Consider the following 14653-nt stretch of genomic DNA (forward strand, 5'->3'; position numbering starts at 1 on the left):
CTTTAAAGGGCGCTCGATTCGAGGGAGGGGATCGCCGATTCCGGCACATGCAGGCCGCATTCGCGCTTCTCGTCGTTCTCCCACCACCAGCGGCCGGCGCGCTCGGGCTCGCCGGGCTTGATGGCGCGCGTACAGGGCTCGCAGCCGATCGAGGGATAGCCGCGCCGGTGCATCGGGTTCACCGGAACCGCATTGTCGGCGACATAGGCCTTGATGCGCTCGATGTCCCAGTCGGCCAGCGGGTTGATCTTGATCAGGCCGCGCTCGGCGTCGAACTCCGCGAACGGCGTGTCGGCACGGTTGCCGGACTGGCCGCGGCGAAGGCCGGTGATCCAGAAGGATGCCCCTTCGAGTGCGCGCGCAAGCGGCTTCAGCTTGCGCACGCCGCAACAGGCGTGGCGTGCCTCGACGCTCTCGTAGAAGCCGTTGAGGCCGTATTGCGCGGCATAGGCGTCGATATCGTCCTGGCGGGGATGATAACGCGCGATGGTGATGCCGTACTGGTCCTCGGTCTCGTCGATGAGGTCGACGGTCTCCTTGAAGAGGCGGCCGGTCTCCAGCGTCACGACGTCGATGCCGAGGCGCTCGGTGCCGATGGCCGCCGTGATCACCTGGTCCTCGATGCCGAGGCTGGTGGTGAAGACGGAACGCCCGCCAAGCCCGGCCACCAGCGCGAGGCGTCCGGCAAGGTCGAGTTCGGCGAGTTTGTCATTGAGGGCCTGCGCGGTCCCGTTTCCGGTGAGAGCAGTCATTCCATTCCATGCCTTTGCGAGAAGTTGCCGGATTATCGCAGCCTTGCCCGGCCCGAGACAGCAAAACGGATTTCTGAAATGTCGGCGCGGGAGCAAATATCTCTCCATCTCGCGCCACGGGCAGAAATCCTGCCGCCTTTCCCGGCCGTCAAAAAACTTGACAGCAAAAATCAGATTTAATAGCTGAATGTCGAATTCAAGTATCGGGGCGCATGGGTGCGCGACAGGAAGGAACGAGGAAAATGGCGATCAAGATTGCGGTCAAGGATGCGAACAAGGACGGCAAGGGCATCAACTTCGCCGCGTACCTCTCCAACTTCAACAAGACCTACCTTCGCGACGGCTACGGCTCCTTCAACAGCGCCGACCCGATGGCCATGAGCGGCACGCAATATGCCAGCACCAATCTCAAGGACTACGGCGTCGTGCTGACCGCCGGCAAGGCGAAGTGGGACTATGACCTCGCCACCCACAAGATCACCGGCTCGCTGAAGGCCATCACCTTCGGCGACAAGGTCGAGCTTGTCGGCTCGCGCTTCAAGGCGGTGTCCGACATCGAGATCACCGGCCTCAACGTCACCGACAAGACCCTTGCCGGCAAGATCCTGAGCGACATCATGGGCGGCAAGAACACCGATGGCGGCGCGACGACGAGCCTCCAGAAGATCCTCAAGGCCAATGCCATCGAGTTTTTGGGCAGCACCGGCAACGACACGTTCACCGGTTTCGGCAAGGCCGACAAGATTTCCGGCAACAACGGCAACGACACGCTGAAGGGCGGCGGCGGGAACGACACGATCTCCGGCGGCGCGGGCAATGACAAGCTCTTCGGCGATGCCGGCAACGACAAGCTTTCGGGCGGCAACGGCAACGACACGCTCGACGGCGGCGCCGGCAACGACAAGCTGACCGGCGGGAACGGCGCCGACACCTTCATCTTCAAGAAGGGCCAGGGCAACGACACAGTCACCGACTTCGAGGCCGGCAGCGCCAAGGGCGACGTGATCCGCCTCGACAAGTCGGTGCTGAAGAACTTCAACGACGTGCTCTCGCACGCCACCGAAAAGTCCGGCGACCTCATCATCGACTACGGCAAGAACACCATCAAGCTCGAAGGCATCGACAAGGCGGACCTTCACGCCAACGATTTCTTCTTCTTCTGAACCTCCGGTCGGAAGCAGGCAGGAAGGGCCGGGCGCATTGCCCGGCCCTTTCATTTGGACGCGGCCGTTCAAGGATAGTTGAACGGCCTCGCCGGCCCAGGGGTGTATCCTATCTGTCGGGGCAGGAGAGACAGAGGAGAACGCCATGCAGGCCGCAACAACACGGATGGTCGTCCTCGCCGCCACCGCGTCGATGACCGCTTTCGCCGCCTTCGCGCATCACGGCTGGACCTGGGCCGAGGAAGAGCAGACCGAACTCACCGGAACGATCCGCACCGTCTCGATCGCCCCGCCGCATCCCTCGCTGGAGGTCGAGACGGCGTCGGACGGCGTGTGGAAGATCGAACTCGGCAATCCGCGCCAGACGCAGCGGTCCGGCTTCGTGGAGGGATCGGCGGAGCCGGGCGATGCGATCGTCGTGCTCGGCAACCGCTCGCTCGACCAGAACGAGAAGCGCATGAAGGCCGTGCGCATCACCGTCGCCGGAAAGGTCTTCGACATCTATCCCGAGCGCATCGAGAAGAATTGACGGGGCGGGGGATGGAGGCGCTTGCCTGGCTCTCGACGACGCCGGTCGCCGCCGCGCTGAAGGCGTCCGGCACGCTCTATCTCGTCGTCAACGCCGCCCATATCCTGTCGATCGGCCTCGTCGTCGGGGCCATCCTGCCGCTCGACCTGCGGCTCGTCGGCCTCATCCGCGCCGCGCCGATCGCCGCCATCGGCCCGCTGCTCTCGCGCACCGCGGCGACCGGCGTCGTCGCCGCGCTCGCGACCGGCCTGTGCCTCTTCTCCGTGCGACCGCAGGAATATGCGGGGAACCCGGCCTTCCTCGCCAAGGTCTCGCTCGTTGCCCTCGGCATGGTCAATGCGCTTGTCCTGCACGTGCGCGGCGCCTGGCAGACAGCGCTGGCGACGGACAGCGCGCCGCCCGCCTTGCGCGTGCAGGCGCTGCTTTCGATGGTCATCTGGGTCGGCGCGGTGCTGGCGGGGCGGTGGATCGCCTTCATCTGACGTTTCGTTCGGGATGCGGCGCGAGCGTGCCCCAGCAGTTGTCCCACAGGTCGTCCTCGTCGACGATGACGATGTCGCGCGGCCTGGGGTCGCCGGCGATCACCTGCCTTGCGCCGGCGAGCGCCTCTTCCACGGGAATGGGGATCGTGTCGCGGGCCTGCGCCGGATCGGTGATGAAGGCGCAGGGGCCGCCGATGCCCTCGATCAGCGTGACGACGAGGTCGGTCTCCTTGCGGATATGACGATGCGAAACCTTTTTGTATGTTGCCACAGGCTCCCCCCTTTGAGGCGATTGCCCGCCTCAATTCCGTGCGACCATCAAGGTTCCAAAGTTTTTATCGGTCGCTCACCGCCGCGCGCGGGTTGGTCCACGGCTCCTGGTTGGAGCGGGCGAGGGGCTGCCTGCCCAGGATGTGGTCGGCCGCCTTCTCGCCGGTCATGATCGACGGCGCGTTGAGGTTGCCGTAGGTCACGTGCGGGAAGATCGACGAATCGGCGACGCGCAGGGCCTCGACGCCGATGACGCGGGTCTGGGGATCGACGACCGCCATCGGGTCGCTGGCCGCGCCCATGCGGCAGGTGCCGCAGGGATGGTAGGCGCTTTCCAGGTGCTCGCGCAGGAAGGCGTCGATCTGATCGTCCGTCTCGACGGCGGCGCCCGGCTGGATTTCCGGCCCGCGGAACTCGTCGAAGGCCTTCTGGCCGAAGATCTCGCGGGTGAGGCGCACGCAATGGCGGAACTTTACCCAGTCCTCTTCATGGCTCATGTAGTTGAAGCGGATGACGGGATCGGCCATCGGATCGGCGGAGCGCAGCGTCACGTTGCCGCGCGACTTCGACAGGTTGTAGCCGACATGCACCTGGAAACCGTGGCTCTTGGCCGCCGCCCTGCCGTCATAGGAGATCGCGACGGGCAGGAAGTGGTACTGGATGTCCGGCTGCCTCAGCCCCGGTCCCGAGCGCAGGAAGGCGCAGGCCTCGAACTGGTTGGAGGCGCCGAGCCCGCCCTTGGAGAGAAGCCACTGCGCGCCTGCCACCCCCTGCCAGAACCACGGCAGCCAGGAATAGAGCGAGACGGGCTTCGTCGAGATCTGCTGGAAGTAGAACTCCATGTGGTCCTGCAGGTTGGCGCCGACGCCCGGCCGGTCGACCTTCACCTCGATCCCCATGTCCTTCAGGTGTTGCCCCGGGCCGATGCCGGAGAGCATCAGGAGCTTCGGCGAGTTGAAGGAGGAGGCGGAGACGATGACCTCGCGGTTCGCCTTCACCACCTCGATCCTGCCGCCCCGCTCGATCTCGACGCCGATGGCCCGGCCGTTCTCGATGACGATCTTCCGCGCGAAGCAGCGCACGAGCGAGACGTTCGGCCGCTTCATGGCGGGGCGCAGATAGGCGTTCGCCGCCGACCAGCGCCGGCCGTTGTGGATCGTCTGCTCCATCAGGCCGAAGCCTTCCTGCTTGGAGCCGTTATAGTCGTCCGTCAGCTCGAAACCGGCTTGCTGCCCGGCCTGGATGAAGGCGTGGAAGAGCGGGTTGGTCACCGGCCCGCGCCGCACGTGCAGCGGCCCGTCGGTGCCGCGCCAGCCGGCTTCGCCGCCATGCGAGGTCTCCATGCGCTTGTAGTAGGGCAGCACGTCCGCATAGGCCCAGCCCTGCGCGCCGAGCTCCTCCCAGCGGTTGAAGTCCTCGGCATGGCCGCGCACATAGACGAGGCCGTTGATGGAAGAGGACCCGCCGATCACCTTCCCGCGCGGCGCGGTGATGCGCCGGTTGTTGAGGTTCGGCTCGGGCTCGGAGAGATAGCCCCAGTTGTAGCGCTTCATGCTCATCGGCCAGGCGAGCGCCGCCGGCATCTGGATGAACGGCCCGATATCCGACCCGCCATATTCCAGCACCATGACCGTATGCCTGCCGTCCTCCGAGAGGCGATAGGCGAGCGCCGAGCCGGCGGAGCCGGAGCCGATGATGATGTAGTCTGCGTTGGTCATGGCCTGTTACCGCTGGTTGATCGGAGTATAGCTATTTGCTATAATCTTGGAATGAAGGTGGTGCAGTATTCCAAGGCTGCCACAAAGGTTCTGGACCGAATGCAGCCGAAGCGACGGGCGGCCATCCGGTCCAAGGTCGATGCGTTCGCGCGCGGCGACGTCGTCGACGTCAAGAAGCTCAAGGGGAGCGCGCTTCTGCGCATTCGTGTCGGCGACGATCGCGTTATCATCGATGAGCAAACGGCGTTGGTTATCGTCGTCGAAGTTGGGCCGCACGGCGGTATCTACAAGGAGTGAACAATGGGCGAGGTGCGCAAGACCGTGATCGACGGGCAGTCCTATGTCCTCGTGCCGGAAGACGACTACGAGGACCTTCTCGACACGATCGCGGCAGAGCGAATCATGGCGCGTGTGCGGGCGGGTGAAGAAACATGGCCGGCCGAACTCGTCTACGAGCTTTGGGAAACCGACAGCCGCATCCGCACGTTCCGGAATTATCGCGGCTTTACGGTCTCCGAGCTCGCCGAAGCCGCCGGTATCTCCCAGCCCTACCTCTCCGAGATCGAAGCCGGCAAGAAAACCGGCTCCGTCGACGTGCTCAAGCGCATCGCGAAGGCTCTGAGGGTCGATCTCGATGACCTCGTCGTGGACGTGGCGGACTGAGGCGCCCATCTCAATACGGCGCCTCGACCTTGCCCATCGACACGTACACCGTCTTCAGCTCGGAATAGTGCTCCAGCGCGGCCAGCGAGTTCTCGCGGCCGAAGCCGGATTGCTTGGAGCCGCCGAAGGGGATTTCCACGGGGGCTAGGTTGTAGGTGTTGATCCAGAGCGTGCCGGCTTCGAGCTGGTCGACGACGCGGTGGGCGCGGGTGATGTCCGCCGTGAAGACGCCGCCGGAGAGGCCGAATTCGGTGGCGTTGCCGCGGGCGATCACCTCGTCCTCGCCGTCGAAGTCGAGCACGCACATGACGGGGCCGAAGATCTCTTCGCGGGCGATGGTCATGTCGTCGGTGACGTCGGCAAAGACGGTCGGCTGGATGTAGGTGCCGTCGCCCGACACGTCGTTCGGAATGCCGCCGCCGGTCAGAAGCGTCGCGCCTTCCGCCTTGCCCTTCTCGATATAGTCCAGAACCTTGTCGCGCTGGGCCCTGGAGACCATCGGGCCGAGCTGCGTCGCCTCGTCCATCGGGTCGCCGATGACGATCCTTTCCGTCCGCTCCTTCAGGCGCGACAGGAACCTGTCCTTGATGCCCTTCTGCACGAAGACGCGGGTGCCGTTCGAGCAGACCTGCCCGGTCGAATAGAAGTTGCCGAGCATCGCACCGCCGATGGCGCTTTCGAGGTCGGCGTCGTCGAAGACGATGAGCGGCGACTTGCCGCCGAGCTCCATCGTCACATGCTTGAGGTCGGCGGCGGCGGCGCCGGCGACCTTCTTGCCCGTCGGCACGGAGCCGGTCAGCGAGACCTTGGCGACGTCCTTGTGGTTGACGAGCAGCGGCCCGGTCGTCCGGTCGCCCTGGATGACGTTGTAGAGCCCCTTCGGCAAGCCGGCTTCCACGAGGATCTCCGCGATCTTCAGCGCGCCGAGCGGCGTGTTCTCCGAGGGCTTGAAGACCATGGCGTTGCCGCAGACGAGCGCCGGCGCGCCTTTCCAGCAGGCGATCTGCTGCGGATAGTTCCAGGCGCCGATGCCGACGCACACGCCGAGCGGCACGCGCTTGGTGAAGGCGAAGTCTGCCCCAAGCGGAATATAGTCGCCGTTGAGCCCCGCCGCGGCGATGCCGCCGAAGAATTCGAAGGCGTCGGCGCCCGAGGTCGGATCGGCAACGATGGTCTCCTGGATCGGCTTGCCGGTATCGAGCGTCTCCAGCTCGGACAGCTCGCGGTTCCTCTCGCGCATGATCTCCGCCGCCCGCTTGAGGATGCGGCCGCGCGCCGTGGGGCTCATCGCCGCCCATTCCTTCTGGGCGCACTTGGCCGAGGCGATGGCCTTCTCGACGATGGCGGGCGTTGCGGCGTGGAGGCGCGCGATCACCTCGCCGGTGGCGGGGTAGATGCTGTCGAAGGGCGTGCCGGCGGCGTCTTCCACATAGTCGCCGTCGATGAAGTGCGAGGCTTTCGGTTGGGCTTTCATCTCATTCTCCCCGCGGATAGCGTTTGGATTCCTCGAGATTGTCGAGGTTCATGTGGTTGCGCATGTAGCGCTCGGAGGCCTTCTGCAGCGGCTGGTGGTCCCAGGGATAATAGGCGCCGTTGCGCAGCGCCTCGTAGACCACCCAGCGCCGCGCCTGGCTCTCGCGTACGCTCGCGTCGAAGGCGGCCATGTCCCAGCGCGCCTCGCGCATCTGCCGGAAGCCTTCCAGCGTCGCCTTGATGACAGGATCGTCCGACGTCGCAAGGTTCGTCAGTTCGAGCGGATCGGCCTCCAGATCGTAAAGCTGCTCCGGGTCGAGTTCGCAGTGGATGTATTTCCACTTGCCCTCGCGAATGCCGACGATGGGCGCATAGGAGGCCTCCGCCGCATATTCCATCAGCACCGGCGCGGTCCGCTCCGCGCCGTTGATGACGGGCAGCAGGCTTTCGCCGTCCGTCCAGGGCATCACCTCGTCCATGGAGATGCCGGCGAGGTCGCACAGCGTCGGCGTCACGTCGAGGTTCGACGTCGGCGCGAGATGCAGGCCGGGGGGGACGCCCGGGCCGGCGATCATCAGCGGCACGCGGGCCGAACCCTCGAAGAAGTTCATCTTGAACCACAGGCCGCGCTCGCCGAGCATGTCGCCATGGTCCGAGCAGAAGAGGATCAGCGTGTCGTCCAGCATGCGGGTGCGCGTGAGCGTGTCGACGAGTTCGCCGACCTTCTCGTCGAGATAGGAGATGTTGGCGAAATAGGCCTGGCGCGAGCGGCGCACGTCCTCGCCGCTGATGGCGAACTTGGCGTAGTCACAGGAGGCGAGGATGCGGGCGGAATGCGGGTCCTGCTCCTCCAGCATGCCGACCTCGGGCAGAAGGTGCTCGCAGTCCTCGTAGAGGTCCCAGAACTTCCGGCGCGCCACATAGGGATCGTGCGGATGCGTGAAGGAGACGGTGAGGCACCAGGGGCGCCGGGCCGCGTCGTCGTTCTCGCGGGAGAGCTGGTAGAGCTTCTGACCCGCGAGGAAGGCGACCTCGTCGTCATATTCCATCTGGTTGGTGATCTCGGCGACGCCCGCGCCCGTCACCGATCCCATGTTGTGATACCACCAGTCGATGCGCTCGCCGGGCTTGCGGTAGTCCGGCGTCCAGCCGAAATCGGCCGGATAGATGTCCGTCGTCAGCCGCTCCTCGAAACCGTGCAGCTGGTCCGGCCCGACGAAGTGCATCTTGCCCGACAGCGCCGTGTAGTAGCCGGCGCGGCGCAGGTGATGCGCGAAGGTCGGGATCGAGGAAATGTATTCGGCGGCATTGTCGTAGACCCGCGTGCGGCTCGGCAACTGCCCGGCCATGAAGGAGGCGCGGGCGGGCGCACAGAGCGGCGAGGAGGTGTAGTTGTTGCGGAACCGCGCCGAGCGCGCGGCGAGTGCCTTCATGTGCGGCGCATGGAGGAAGTCGGCCGGCCCGTCCGGGAAGAACTTCCCGTTGAGCTGGTCGACCATGATGATCAGGATGTTGGGCTTGCTGGCGGTCACGGGCGGATCCTTGAAGGGGGAAACGAAGCTTTGGACGGTTCTACCTCGGCGCGGCGGCGGGAGGCCGCCGCCCTGCGGCGGGCGGGGGCGATCCTGCGACGGCGCCGGCCGCACCCGCCGCCGCCAGTTGCGCCTGCACGTAACTCTCCGTCAGCGCGATGGAGGATTCGATGCTGACCGGCGCCGATTTCAGCCCCTGCCGCAGATAGAGCCCGTCGATCATCGCCGCCGCACCGTCGGCGATCTCCCCGGCGGTCCCGGCCGGGCATAGCGGCTTGAGGCTCGACAGCAGGTTGGAGTTCAGCCGCCGCGCATAGACGACGAGCAGGCGCCGCACCGCCTCGGAACGCTGGGCCTCGGTGTAGAAGGCAAGCCAGGCCGCGACCGTCTCGGGCGCGAACTGGTGCGCCTGGAAGTTGACCCGGATGATCGCCGAGAGGCGTTCACGCGGCGTCGTCGCCGCCGCCAGCGCCGCCACCACATCGGCGCGCAGCTGGCGCAGGAGGCTGCGGATCGTCTCGATGACGAGCTGCTCCTTGGAGCCGAAATAGTGATGGGCAAGCGCCGGGGAGACGCCGGCATGGCGGGCGATCTCCGACATGGTGACGGCCAGCGAGCCATGGTCGCCGACCGCCCTCAGCGTCGCGTCCACCAGCGCCTTGCGGCGCACCGGCTCCATTCCAACTTTCGGCATGGCGTTTTCCTGATTTTTCGCAAGCGTATTTTTAATTGAGTGATCAATCAATAAAAATCTTCGCGGCGTGCGCTGCGTCAATTCGCTGTCGCGAAGCGGCGGCGTTCCGTGTTAGCCTGCCGTTGTTTTCATTCTTTTTTCGAGGTGCACCATGGTCCTCTCTCCCGGAATGAACCCTCTTACGGACGTACGCGCAAAATGGGGCTGGTTCGTCGGCCTCGGCGTCGTGCTGCTCGTCTTCGGCGGCATTGCGGCCGCCAATCTCTTCTGGGCGACGGTCGCCACCGTCTATTATGTCGGCATGCTGATGATCGTCGGCGGGGCGGTGCATCTGGCGCATGCCTTCCAGGTCAAGGCCTGGCGGGAGACGATCGCCTGGGCGCTCAGCGCGCTGCTCTATCTTGCGGCCGGCGTGCTCGCCTTCGTCAACCCGGTGCTGACCTCGGCCGTGCTCACCCTGCTGATGGCCGCCGCGCTGCTCGTCGCCGGCATCTTCCGCATCTTCGCCGCCTGGCGCACCCGGCCGGAAAAGGGCTGGGGCTGGCTCATGGCGGGCGGCATCGTCACGACGCTTGCGGGCCTGGTCTTCCTCCTCGGCTGGCCGGTCAACAGCCTGTGGTTGCTCGGCCTCTTCCTCGCCTTCGACCTTGCCATGCAGGGCTGGGCGCTGATCGTCTTCGGTCTTGCGCTGCGCAAATAGCCCGCGTGGCCGGCCGGACACCGTTTGACAGGCGCCGCGGCAGCGCCTAGAAAAACCGCGTGGGATGGGGATGGAGCTCCCCGACAACCGCCGTGTGACCGGCTGATAGCTCCTGCCAGACCGGCCAGCGATGGCCGTCGACGGCGGGAGCATGTTCTGCGACCGCCCGAGGGCGGTTTTTTGTTGTCCGGATGTCGTGACAACGGACTGTGAGGGCAGCGGACATGAATTACCTGATCGTCTTTCTCGGGGCGGGCGTCGGCGGCGCCGGCCGCCATGGGGTGAACGTGCTGGCCGCCCGGCTGTTCGGCACGGCCTTTCCCGCCGGCACGCTTCTCATCAACGTGTTCGGCTGCCTGCTGATGGGGCTGATCGCCGGCGCCTTCGCCTTCCGCGGCCACCTGCCGCAGGAGATGCGGCTGTTCCTGACGACGGGCATCCTCGGCGGTTTCACCACCTTCTCGGCCTTTTCGCTCGACGCGGCGCTGCTCTGGGAGCGCGGCGAGGCGGGGCTGGCGGCGCTCTATGTCGGTGCGTCGGTGCTTTTCTCGCTCCTCGCCGTGGCGGCGGGGCTTGCCTTCGCGCGGGCAATGCTCGCGGGCGGTGCGGTGTGAAGGCGCTCCTGACATCCTGGCAGGTCTGGGCGCTCGGCTCGGCGGTCTTCGCGGCGCTGACGGCGATCTTCGCCAAGATCGGCATCGCCGAGGTCAATTCCGACTTCGCGACCTTCGTGCGCACCGTCGTCATCCTCCTGGCGCTCGCCCTCATGCTGACGCTCGCCGGCAACTGGCAGGCGCCGGCAAGCGTGCCCGCGAGAAGCTGGATCTTCCTCGTCCTGTCGGGCCTTGCGACCGGCGCCTCGTGGCTGTGCTACTTCCGCGCGCTGCAGATCGGCAAGGCCGCCCAGGTCGCGCCGGTCGACAAGCTCTCCGTCGTGCTGGTCGCCGTCTTCGCCGTCCTGTTCCTCGGCGAGCAGCTTTCGCCGGCCCATTGGCTGGCCGTTCTGATGATCGGCGGCGGTGCCTTGCTGCTGGCGTTGCCTATATGAGGGAAACCTTTTTCAACGCCTTGTAGTCATTGAGATTTCATCGAACTGTCACAGTACGGAAACGGTTTTTTCAGGCCTCGGCGGAGAAACTTCGCGGCAACGTCCACGTCTTGGAGCCGCACATGTCCGCCGCCGAATTGCTCGCCCTTCGCCGCTTCGGGGATGGCGAGATCGTCACCCTCGCCAAGCTGGTGATCGAGACCGCCTTCCAGCCGATCGTCGAGGCGGTGACGGGCGCGGTCTTCGGCTACGAATCGCTGATGCGCGGCTTCGATCGCCTCGGCTTCCGCTCGCCGCTCGACCTGATCGACCGGGCGCACGAGGCGGGTCAGCTTCTGGCGCTGGAGCACATGGTCAACAGCCGCGCCATCGCCGCCTTTGCCGCGCTGCCGGATTTCCGCTCCCGCACGCTCTTCATCAACCTCGATTCCCGCCTCGTGCCGGAAGGGGCGGACCTTGTCGAGCGCCTGGCCGGCCATCTCGCCCGCGCCGGCATTCCGGCCTCCTCGATCTGCTTCGAGATTTCCGAGCGCTTCGACAACGACACCCAGCCGGATTTCGCCCTGCTGGTCCGCAAGCTGCGCCTTGCCGGCTTCAAGCTCGCCATCGACGATTTCGGCGTCGGGCACAACGGCCTGAAGCTGCTCTGCGACCACCCGGTCGACTATCTGAAGATCGACCGCCATTTCATCTCGGGCATGGAGAACGACGCGCGCAAGCGCCACCTGGTGCGCAACACCGTCAATGCCGCCCATGTGCTCGGCATCCGCGTCATCGCCGAGGGGGTGGAGAGCGAGGCGGAGTTCGTCGCCTGCCGCGATGCCGGCTGCGACCTCGTGCAGGGCTGGTTCGTCTCGCGCCCCGTCACGGATTTTTCCGCGCTGGGCCCGGTCTATGCGCAGGTCGCGCGCGCCGGCGGGCGGCGCCGCTCCTCCCGCACGCTCGACAGCATCCTCATCCGGCGCGAGATCGAGCAGGTCGCGGTGCTGCGCGAGAACGAGAGCCTGGAATCGGTCTTCGAATTCTTCCGGCGCGACCCCAAGCGCACCTTCTTTCCGGTGCTCAACGCCAATGACGAGCCGCGCGGCATCCTGCACGAATATCACGTCAAGGAACTCTCCTATCACCCGTTCGGCCGCGACCTCCTGAAGAACAAGCTCTACCAGAAGAGCCTGTCGCATTTCGTCACCATGGCGCCGATCGCCGATCTCGACACGCCCGCCGAACAGCTGCTCGACGTCTTCACCGGCATGGGCGGCAATGAATGCGTGATCCTGACGGAGAACCTGCGCTATGCCGGCATCCTGTCGGCCTCCTCGCTTTTGAAGATCATCAACGAGAAGCGTCTGAAGACGGCGGAGGACCAGAACCCGCTGACCGGACTTCCCGGCAACCGCTCGATCCGCGACTACCTGCAGGACAAGGCGCTCGACGGAGACCAGATCCGGTGCCTGTGCTATTTCGATTTCGACAATTTCAAGCCGTTCAACGATCATTACGGCTTCCACAAGGGGGACCTGGCGCTCTCGCTCTTCGCCTCGCTGATGCGCCGCGACTTCGTCGGCGAGGACGTCTTCATCGGCCATGTCGGGGGCGACGATTTCTTCGCCGGCATTTCCGGCCGTTCCGTCGAGGCGGTGCGCGGGATGCTGGAGCATCTGCTCGCCGATTTCGCCCGCGAGGTGCGCTTGCTCTATTCGCAGGAGGACCAGCTGGCCGGGGAGATCCGCGGCCGCGACCGCGCCGGCCAGGAGGCGACCTTCCCGCTGATGCGCTGCTCGGCGGCGGTCCTCGTCCTGCCGGAGGGCGAGGTGATCGGCGAGGCGGGGCAGATCAGCAGCCGCATCGCCGGCCTGAAGGCGGATGCCAAGGGCAGCGACGGGGGGCTCGTCCTGTCCTCGGCATCCGTGAGTGCAGGGCAGGAGGCCGCCCTGCGTTGAAACAGGAGGGCAGGCCCTTTCGAGCCTGCCCCTGCCACGCTAGCGAAGGATCTTCACCGTCTTCGCCTCGTGGTTCTTGCCGGACATGTCGAAGGAGATGGACACCTTCTCGCCAGCCTTCAGCCCGGGATCGTGGAACCCCTTGGGAAGCTGGTAGACGGTGCCGTCGGAAAGCGTCAGGGACATCGACGCCTTGTTGTAGTCCTTGACCGTGCCGGTCGCCGTCTGGGCGGCGAGGGCAAGGGCCGGGGTGGCGAGAACCGTGACGATGGCGAGGTTGGAAAGAAGAACACGCATCTGTGTCGTCCTGAATTGGCCCCTGCAGCGCCGCCCGTCATTCATGACGGAGAAGGGACGCCGCAGCGGGCCGCTGCGAAACCGTCCGGAAGCGTCGTGTCGCGGCCCCTTGGGGCGAGCCGCCGGCGCTCCCCGGCTTCGAAAAGGACGGTAGGCCCGGAAAAATCCGTTTTCAAATTAACAAGATTTAATTCTGCCTGTCGCGAAACGGCCGGAATTTCAGCGCTTTACGGCCGAAAATTGGCATGCCGCCGTTATCGTATCCCTCGCGCAGACGGCCGCAGGCGATTCAAAAGATTCGCGCTTTCGGCTAGAATCGCCGCAGGAGAGCGCCACGTCACATCTGCCGGGAGATACGCCCATGTCATTGCCCTCGTCCATGTCCTATGTCGGGCTCAGCGAATATGGCGGCCCGGACAATCTCGTGGTGATGGAGGGCAGGACGCCGCAGCCGAGGAGCGGCGAGATCCTCGTGCGCGTCGCGGCCGCCGGCATCAACCGGCCGGACGTGCTCCAGCGCAAGGGCGATTATCCGCCGCCGCCCGATGCAAGCCCCATCCTCGGCCTGGAGATCGCGGGCGAGGTGGTGGCGATCGGCGAGGACGTCACGGGGTATGCGCTCGGCGACCGTGTCTGCGCGCTGGCGAACGGCGGCGGCTATGCGCGGTACTGCGCGGTGCCGGCCACCCAGGCGCTGCCGTTCCCCAAAGGCTTCGACGCGGTGAAGGCGGCGGCCCTGCCGGAGACCTTCTTCACCGTCTGGGCGAACCTTTTCATGATGGCCGGGCTGAAGCGCGGCGAGAGCGTGCTCATCCACGGCGGCACCAGCGGCATCGGCACGACGGCGATCCAGCTCGCCAGCGCCTTCGGCGCGCGCGTCTTCACGACGGCGGGCACGGCGGAGAAATGCGCGGCCTGCCTCGATCTCGGCGCCAGCCGCGCGATCAACTACCGCAGCGAGGACTTCTGCGCCGTCATTGCCGAGGAGACCGGCCGGGCCGGCGTCGACGTCATCCTCGACATGATCGGTGCGGCCTATTTCGAGCGGAACCTGAAGTCGCTCGCCCGCGACGGGCGCCTGTCGATCATCGCCTTCCTCGGCGGCACCTTCGCGGAGAAGGTGAGCCTTGCGCCCATCCTGCAGAAGCGCCTGCACCTGATGGGCTCGGCCATGCGCCCGCGCACGGCGGCGGAAAAGCAGGAGATTCGCGACGCGCTGCTGGAGAATGCCTGGCCGCTGCTGGAGGAGGGGCGCATCGCCCCGGTGATCCACGCCGTCATGCCCTTCGGCGAGGCGGCGGCCGGTCATCGCATGATGGAGCACGGCGATCACATCGGAAAGATCATGCTGACTTTCGACTAGGGCAAATCCAGCCGGGGAGAAATCGCCCC

17 protein-coding genes and 1 riboswitch are annotated in these 14653 nt (G+C 65.8%); of the genes, 10 read left to right on the forward strand and 7 right to left on the reverse strand.

From position 1 onward, the window contains the following. Window positions 1-2: 2 nt before the first annotated feature. Window positions 3-752, reverse strand: coding sequence for a phosphoadenylyl-sulfate reductase (locus WMC41_RS04795; protein ID WP_432347182.1), 750 nt, complete (start codon window positions 750-752; stop codon window positions 3-5). A 242-nt stretch (window positions 753-994) separates the two neighbouring features. Here WMC41_RS04795 and WMC41_RS04800 point away from each other — a divergent pair, with 242 nt between their 5' ends. From WMC41_RS04800 to WMC41_RS04810, 3 genes are all read left to right on the forward strand, one after another. Next, on the forward strand, window positions 995-1915 hold the full coding sequence (locus WMC41_RS04800; RefSeq protein WP_432347183.1) for a calcium-binding protein: 921 nt from the start codon (window positions 995-997) through the stop codon (window positions 1913-1915). 166 nt (window positions 1916-2081) lie between these two features. Beyond that, window positions 2082-2444, forward strand: coding sequence for a DUF6152 family protein (locus tag WMC41_RS04805; RefSeq protein WP_432348262.1), 363 nt, complete (start codon window positions 2082-2084; stop codon window positions 2442-2444). Window positions 2445-2455: 11 nt separating this feature from the next. Continuing rightward, window positions 2456-2926, forward strand: a complete 471-nt coding sequence (locus tag WMC41_RS04810) for a DUF6644 family protein (protein WP_432347184.1) — start codon at window positions 2456-2458, stop codon at window positions 2924-2926. On the opposite strand, the gene WMC41_RS04815 is transcribed toward WMC41_RS04810, so the two are convergent. Next, window positions 2919-3197, reverse strand: coding sequence for a hypothetical protein (locus WMC41_RS04815; RefSeq protein ID WP_432347185.1), 279 nt, complete (start codon window positions 3195-3197; stop codon window positions 2919-2921). The genes WMC41_RS04810 and WMC41_RS04815 overlap by 8 nt on opposite strands. Before the next feature lie 64 nt (window positions 3198-3261). Beyond that, entirely contained in the window at window positions 3262-4914 is a 1653-nt protein-coding gene (gene betA, locus WMC41_RS04820; RefSeq protein ID WP_432347186.1) for a choline dehydrogenase, read from the reverse strand. Between the two features lie 51 nt (window positions 4915-4965). Here betA and WMC41_RS04825 point away from each other — a divergent pair, with 51 nt between their 5' ends. After that, on the forward strand, window positions 4966-5211 hold the full coding sequence (locus tag WMC41_RS04825; protein WP_432347187.1) for a type II toxin-antitoxin system RelE family toxin: 246 nt from the start codon (window positions 4966-4968) through the stop codon (window positions 5209-5211). A gap of 3 nt (window positions 5212-5214) precedes the next feature. Next, window positions 5215-5577 (forward strand): helix-turn-helix domain-containing protein, encoded by a 363-nt coding sequence (locus tag WMC41_RS04830; RefSeq protein ID WP_272804793.1) that lies wholly within the window; start codon window positions 5215-5217, stop codon window positions 5575-5577. 10 nt (window positions 5578-5587) lie between these two features. On the opposite strand, the gene betB is transcribed toward WMC41_RS04830, so the two are convergent. Genes betB through betI form a run of 3 tightly spaced genes read right to left on the reverse strand, consistent with a single transcriptional unit; the run spans window position 5588 to window position 9276 of the window. Beyond that, a complete protein-coding gene (gene betB, locus WMC41_RS04835; RefSeq protein ID WP_432347188.1) occupies window positions 5588-7051 on the reverse strand; it encodes a betaine-aldehyde dehydrogenase in 1464 nt (487 codons plus the stop codon). 1 nt (window position 7052) lies between these two features. After that, entirely contained in the window at window positions 7053-8582 is a 1530-nt protein-coding gene (gene betC / locus WMC41_RS04840) for a choline-sulfatase (RefSeq protein ID WP_432347189.1), read from the reverse strand. Between the two features lie 40 nt (window positions 8583-8622). Beyond that, window positions 8623-9276, reverse strand: coding sequence for a transcriptional regulator BetI (gene betI / locus WMC41_RS04845; RefSeq protein WP_288080879.1), 654 nt, complete (start codon window positions 9274-9276; stop codon window positions 8623-8625). Between the two features lie 169 nt (window positions 9277-9445). Between betI and WMC41_RS04850 the strand changes: the two genes are divergently transcribed. The 4 genes from WMC41_RS04850 to WMC41_RS04865 all read left to right on the forward strand — a co-directional run bounded on the left by WMC41_RS04850 (window position 9446) and on the right by WMC41_RS04865 (window position 12964). After that, entirely contained in the window at window positions 9446-9976 is a 531-nt protein-coding gene (locus WMC41_RS04850; RefSeq protein ID WP_432347190.1) for an HdeD family acid-resistance protein, read from the forward strand. 57 nt (window positions 9977-10033) lie between these two features. Further along, window positions 10034-10098, forward strand: a riboswitch (Fluoride riboswitch). A gap of 102 nt (window positions 10099-10200) precedes the next feature. Beyond that, window positions 10201-10590, forward strand: a complete 390-nt coding sequence (gene crcB / locus WMC41_RS04855; protein WP_245082356.1) for a fluoride efflux transporter CrcB — start codon at window positions 10201-10203, stop codon at window positions 10588-10590. Continuing rightward, window positions 10587-11024: an EamA family transporter gene (locus WMC41_RS04860; RefSeq protein ID WP_245082354.1), complete on the forward strand. Its 438-nt coding sequence runs from the start codon at window positions 10587-10589 to the stop codon at window positions 11022-11024. Before crcB ends, WMC41_RS04860 begins: the two co-directional genes overlap by 4 nt. 122 nt (window positions 11025-11146) lie before the next feature. Next, complete coding sequence (locus tag WMC41_RS04865) at window positions 11147-12964, forward strand: EAL domain-containing protein (protein WP_432347191.1); 1818 nt, start codon at window positions 11147-11149, stop codon at window positions 12962-12964. A gap of 39 nt (window positions 12965-13003) precedes the next feature. Here the strand turns inward: WMC41_RS04865 and WMC41_RS04870 are convergent, their stop codons facing one another. Next, entirely contained in the window at window positions 13004-13261 is a 258-nt protein-coding gene (locus tag WMC41_RS04870; RefSeq protein ID WP_245082349.1) for a DUF1344 domain-containing protein, read from the reverse strand. Window positions 13262-13622: 361 nt separating this feature from the next. Here WMC41_RS04870 and WMC41_RS04875 point away from each other — a divergent pair, with 361 nt between their 5' ends. Further along, window positions 13623-14624: an NAD(P)H-quinone oxidoreductase gene (locus WMC41_RS04875; RefSeq protein ID WP_272804798.1), complete on the forward strand. Its 1002-nt coding sequence runs from the start codon at window positions 13623-13625 to the stop codon at window positions 14622-14624. Window positions 14625-14653 lie beyond the last annotated feature (29 nt).

The sequence above is a fragment of the Shinella yambaruensis genome, assembly GCF_050859155.1.
GTDB lineage: Bacteria > Pseudomonadota > Alphaproteobacteria > Rhizobiales > Rhizobiaceae > Shinella > Shinella yambaruensis.

What these genes read in the sequence shown, in the direction of transcription:
- WMC41_RS04795 (WP_432347182.1), bottom strand. Translation starts at nt 752, where the DNA reads ATGACTGCTCTCACCGGAAACGGGACCGCGCAGGCCCTCAATGACAAA.
- WMC41_RS04800 (WP_432347183.1), top strand. Translation starts at nt 995, where the DNA reads ATGGCGATCAAGATTGCGGTCAAGGATGCGAACAAGGACGGCAAGGGC.
- WMC41_RS04805 (WP_432348262.1), top strand. Translation starts at nt 2,082, where the DNA reads ATGGTCGTCCTCGCCGCCACCGCGTCGATGACCGCTTTCGCCGCCTTC.
- WMC41_RS04810 (WP_432347184.1), top strand. Translation starts at nt 2,456, where the DNA reads ATGGAGGCGCTTGCCTGGCTCTCGACGACGCCGGTCGCCGCCGCGCTG.
- betA (WP_432347186.1), bottom strand. Translation starts at nt 4,914, where the DNA reads ATGACCAACGCAGACTACATCATCATCGGCTCCGGCTCCGCCGGCTCG.
- WMC41_RS04825 (WP_432347187.1), top strand. Translation starts at nt 4,966, where the DNA reads ATGAAGGTGGTGCAGTATTCCAAGGCTGCCACAAAGGTTCTGGACCGA.
- WMC41_RS04830 (WP_272804793.1), top strand. Translation starts at nt 5,215, where the DNA reads ATGGGCGAGGTGCGCAAGACCGTGATCGACGGGCAGTCCTATGTCCTC.
- betB (WP_432347188.1), bottom strand. Translation starts at nt 7,051, where the DNA reads ATGAAAGCCCAACCGAAAGCCTCGCACTTCATCGACGGCGACTATGTG.
- betI (WP_288080879.1), bottom strand. Translation starts at nt 9,276, where the DNA reads ATGCCGAAAGTTGGAATGGAGCCGGTGCGCCGCAAGGCGCTGGTGGAC.
- WMC41_RS04850 (WP_432347190.1), top strand. Translation starts at nt 9,446, where the DNA reads ATGAACCCTCTTACGGACGTACGCGCAAAATGGGGCTGGTTCGTCGGC.
- crcB (WP_245082356.1), top strand. Translation starts at nt 10,201, where the DNA reads ATGAATTACCTGATCGTCTTTCTCGGGGCGGGCGTCGGCGGCGCCGGC.
- WMC41_RS04865 (WP_432347191.1), top strand. Translation starts at nt 11,147, where the DNA reads ATGTCCGCCGCCGAATTGCTCGCCCTTCGCCGCTTCGGGGATGGCGAG.
- WMC41_RS04870 (WP_245082349.1), bottom strand. Translation starts at nt 13,261, where the DNA reads ATGCGTGTTCTTCTTTCCAACCTCGCCATCGTCACGGTTCTCGCCACC.
- WMC41_RS04875 (WP_272804798.1), top strand. Translation starts at nt 13,623, where the DNA reads ATGTCATTGCCCTCGTCCATGTCCTATGTCGGGCTCAGCGAATATGGC.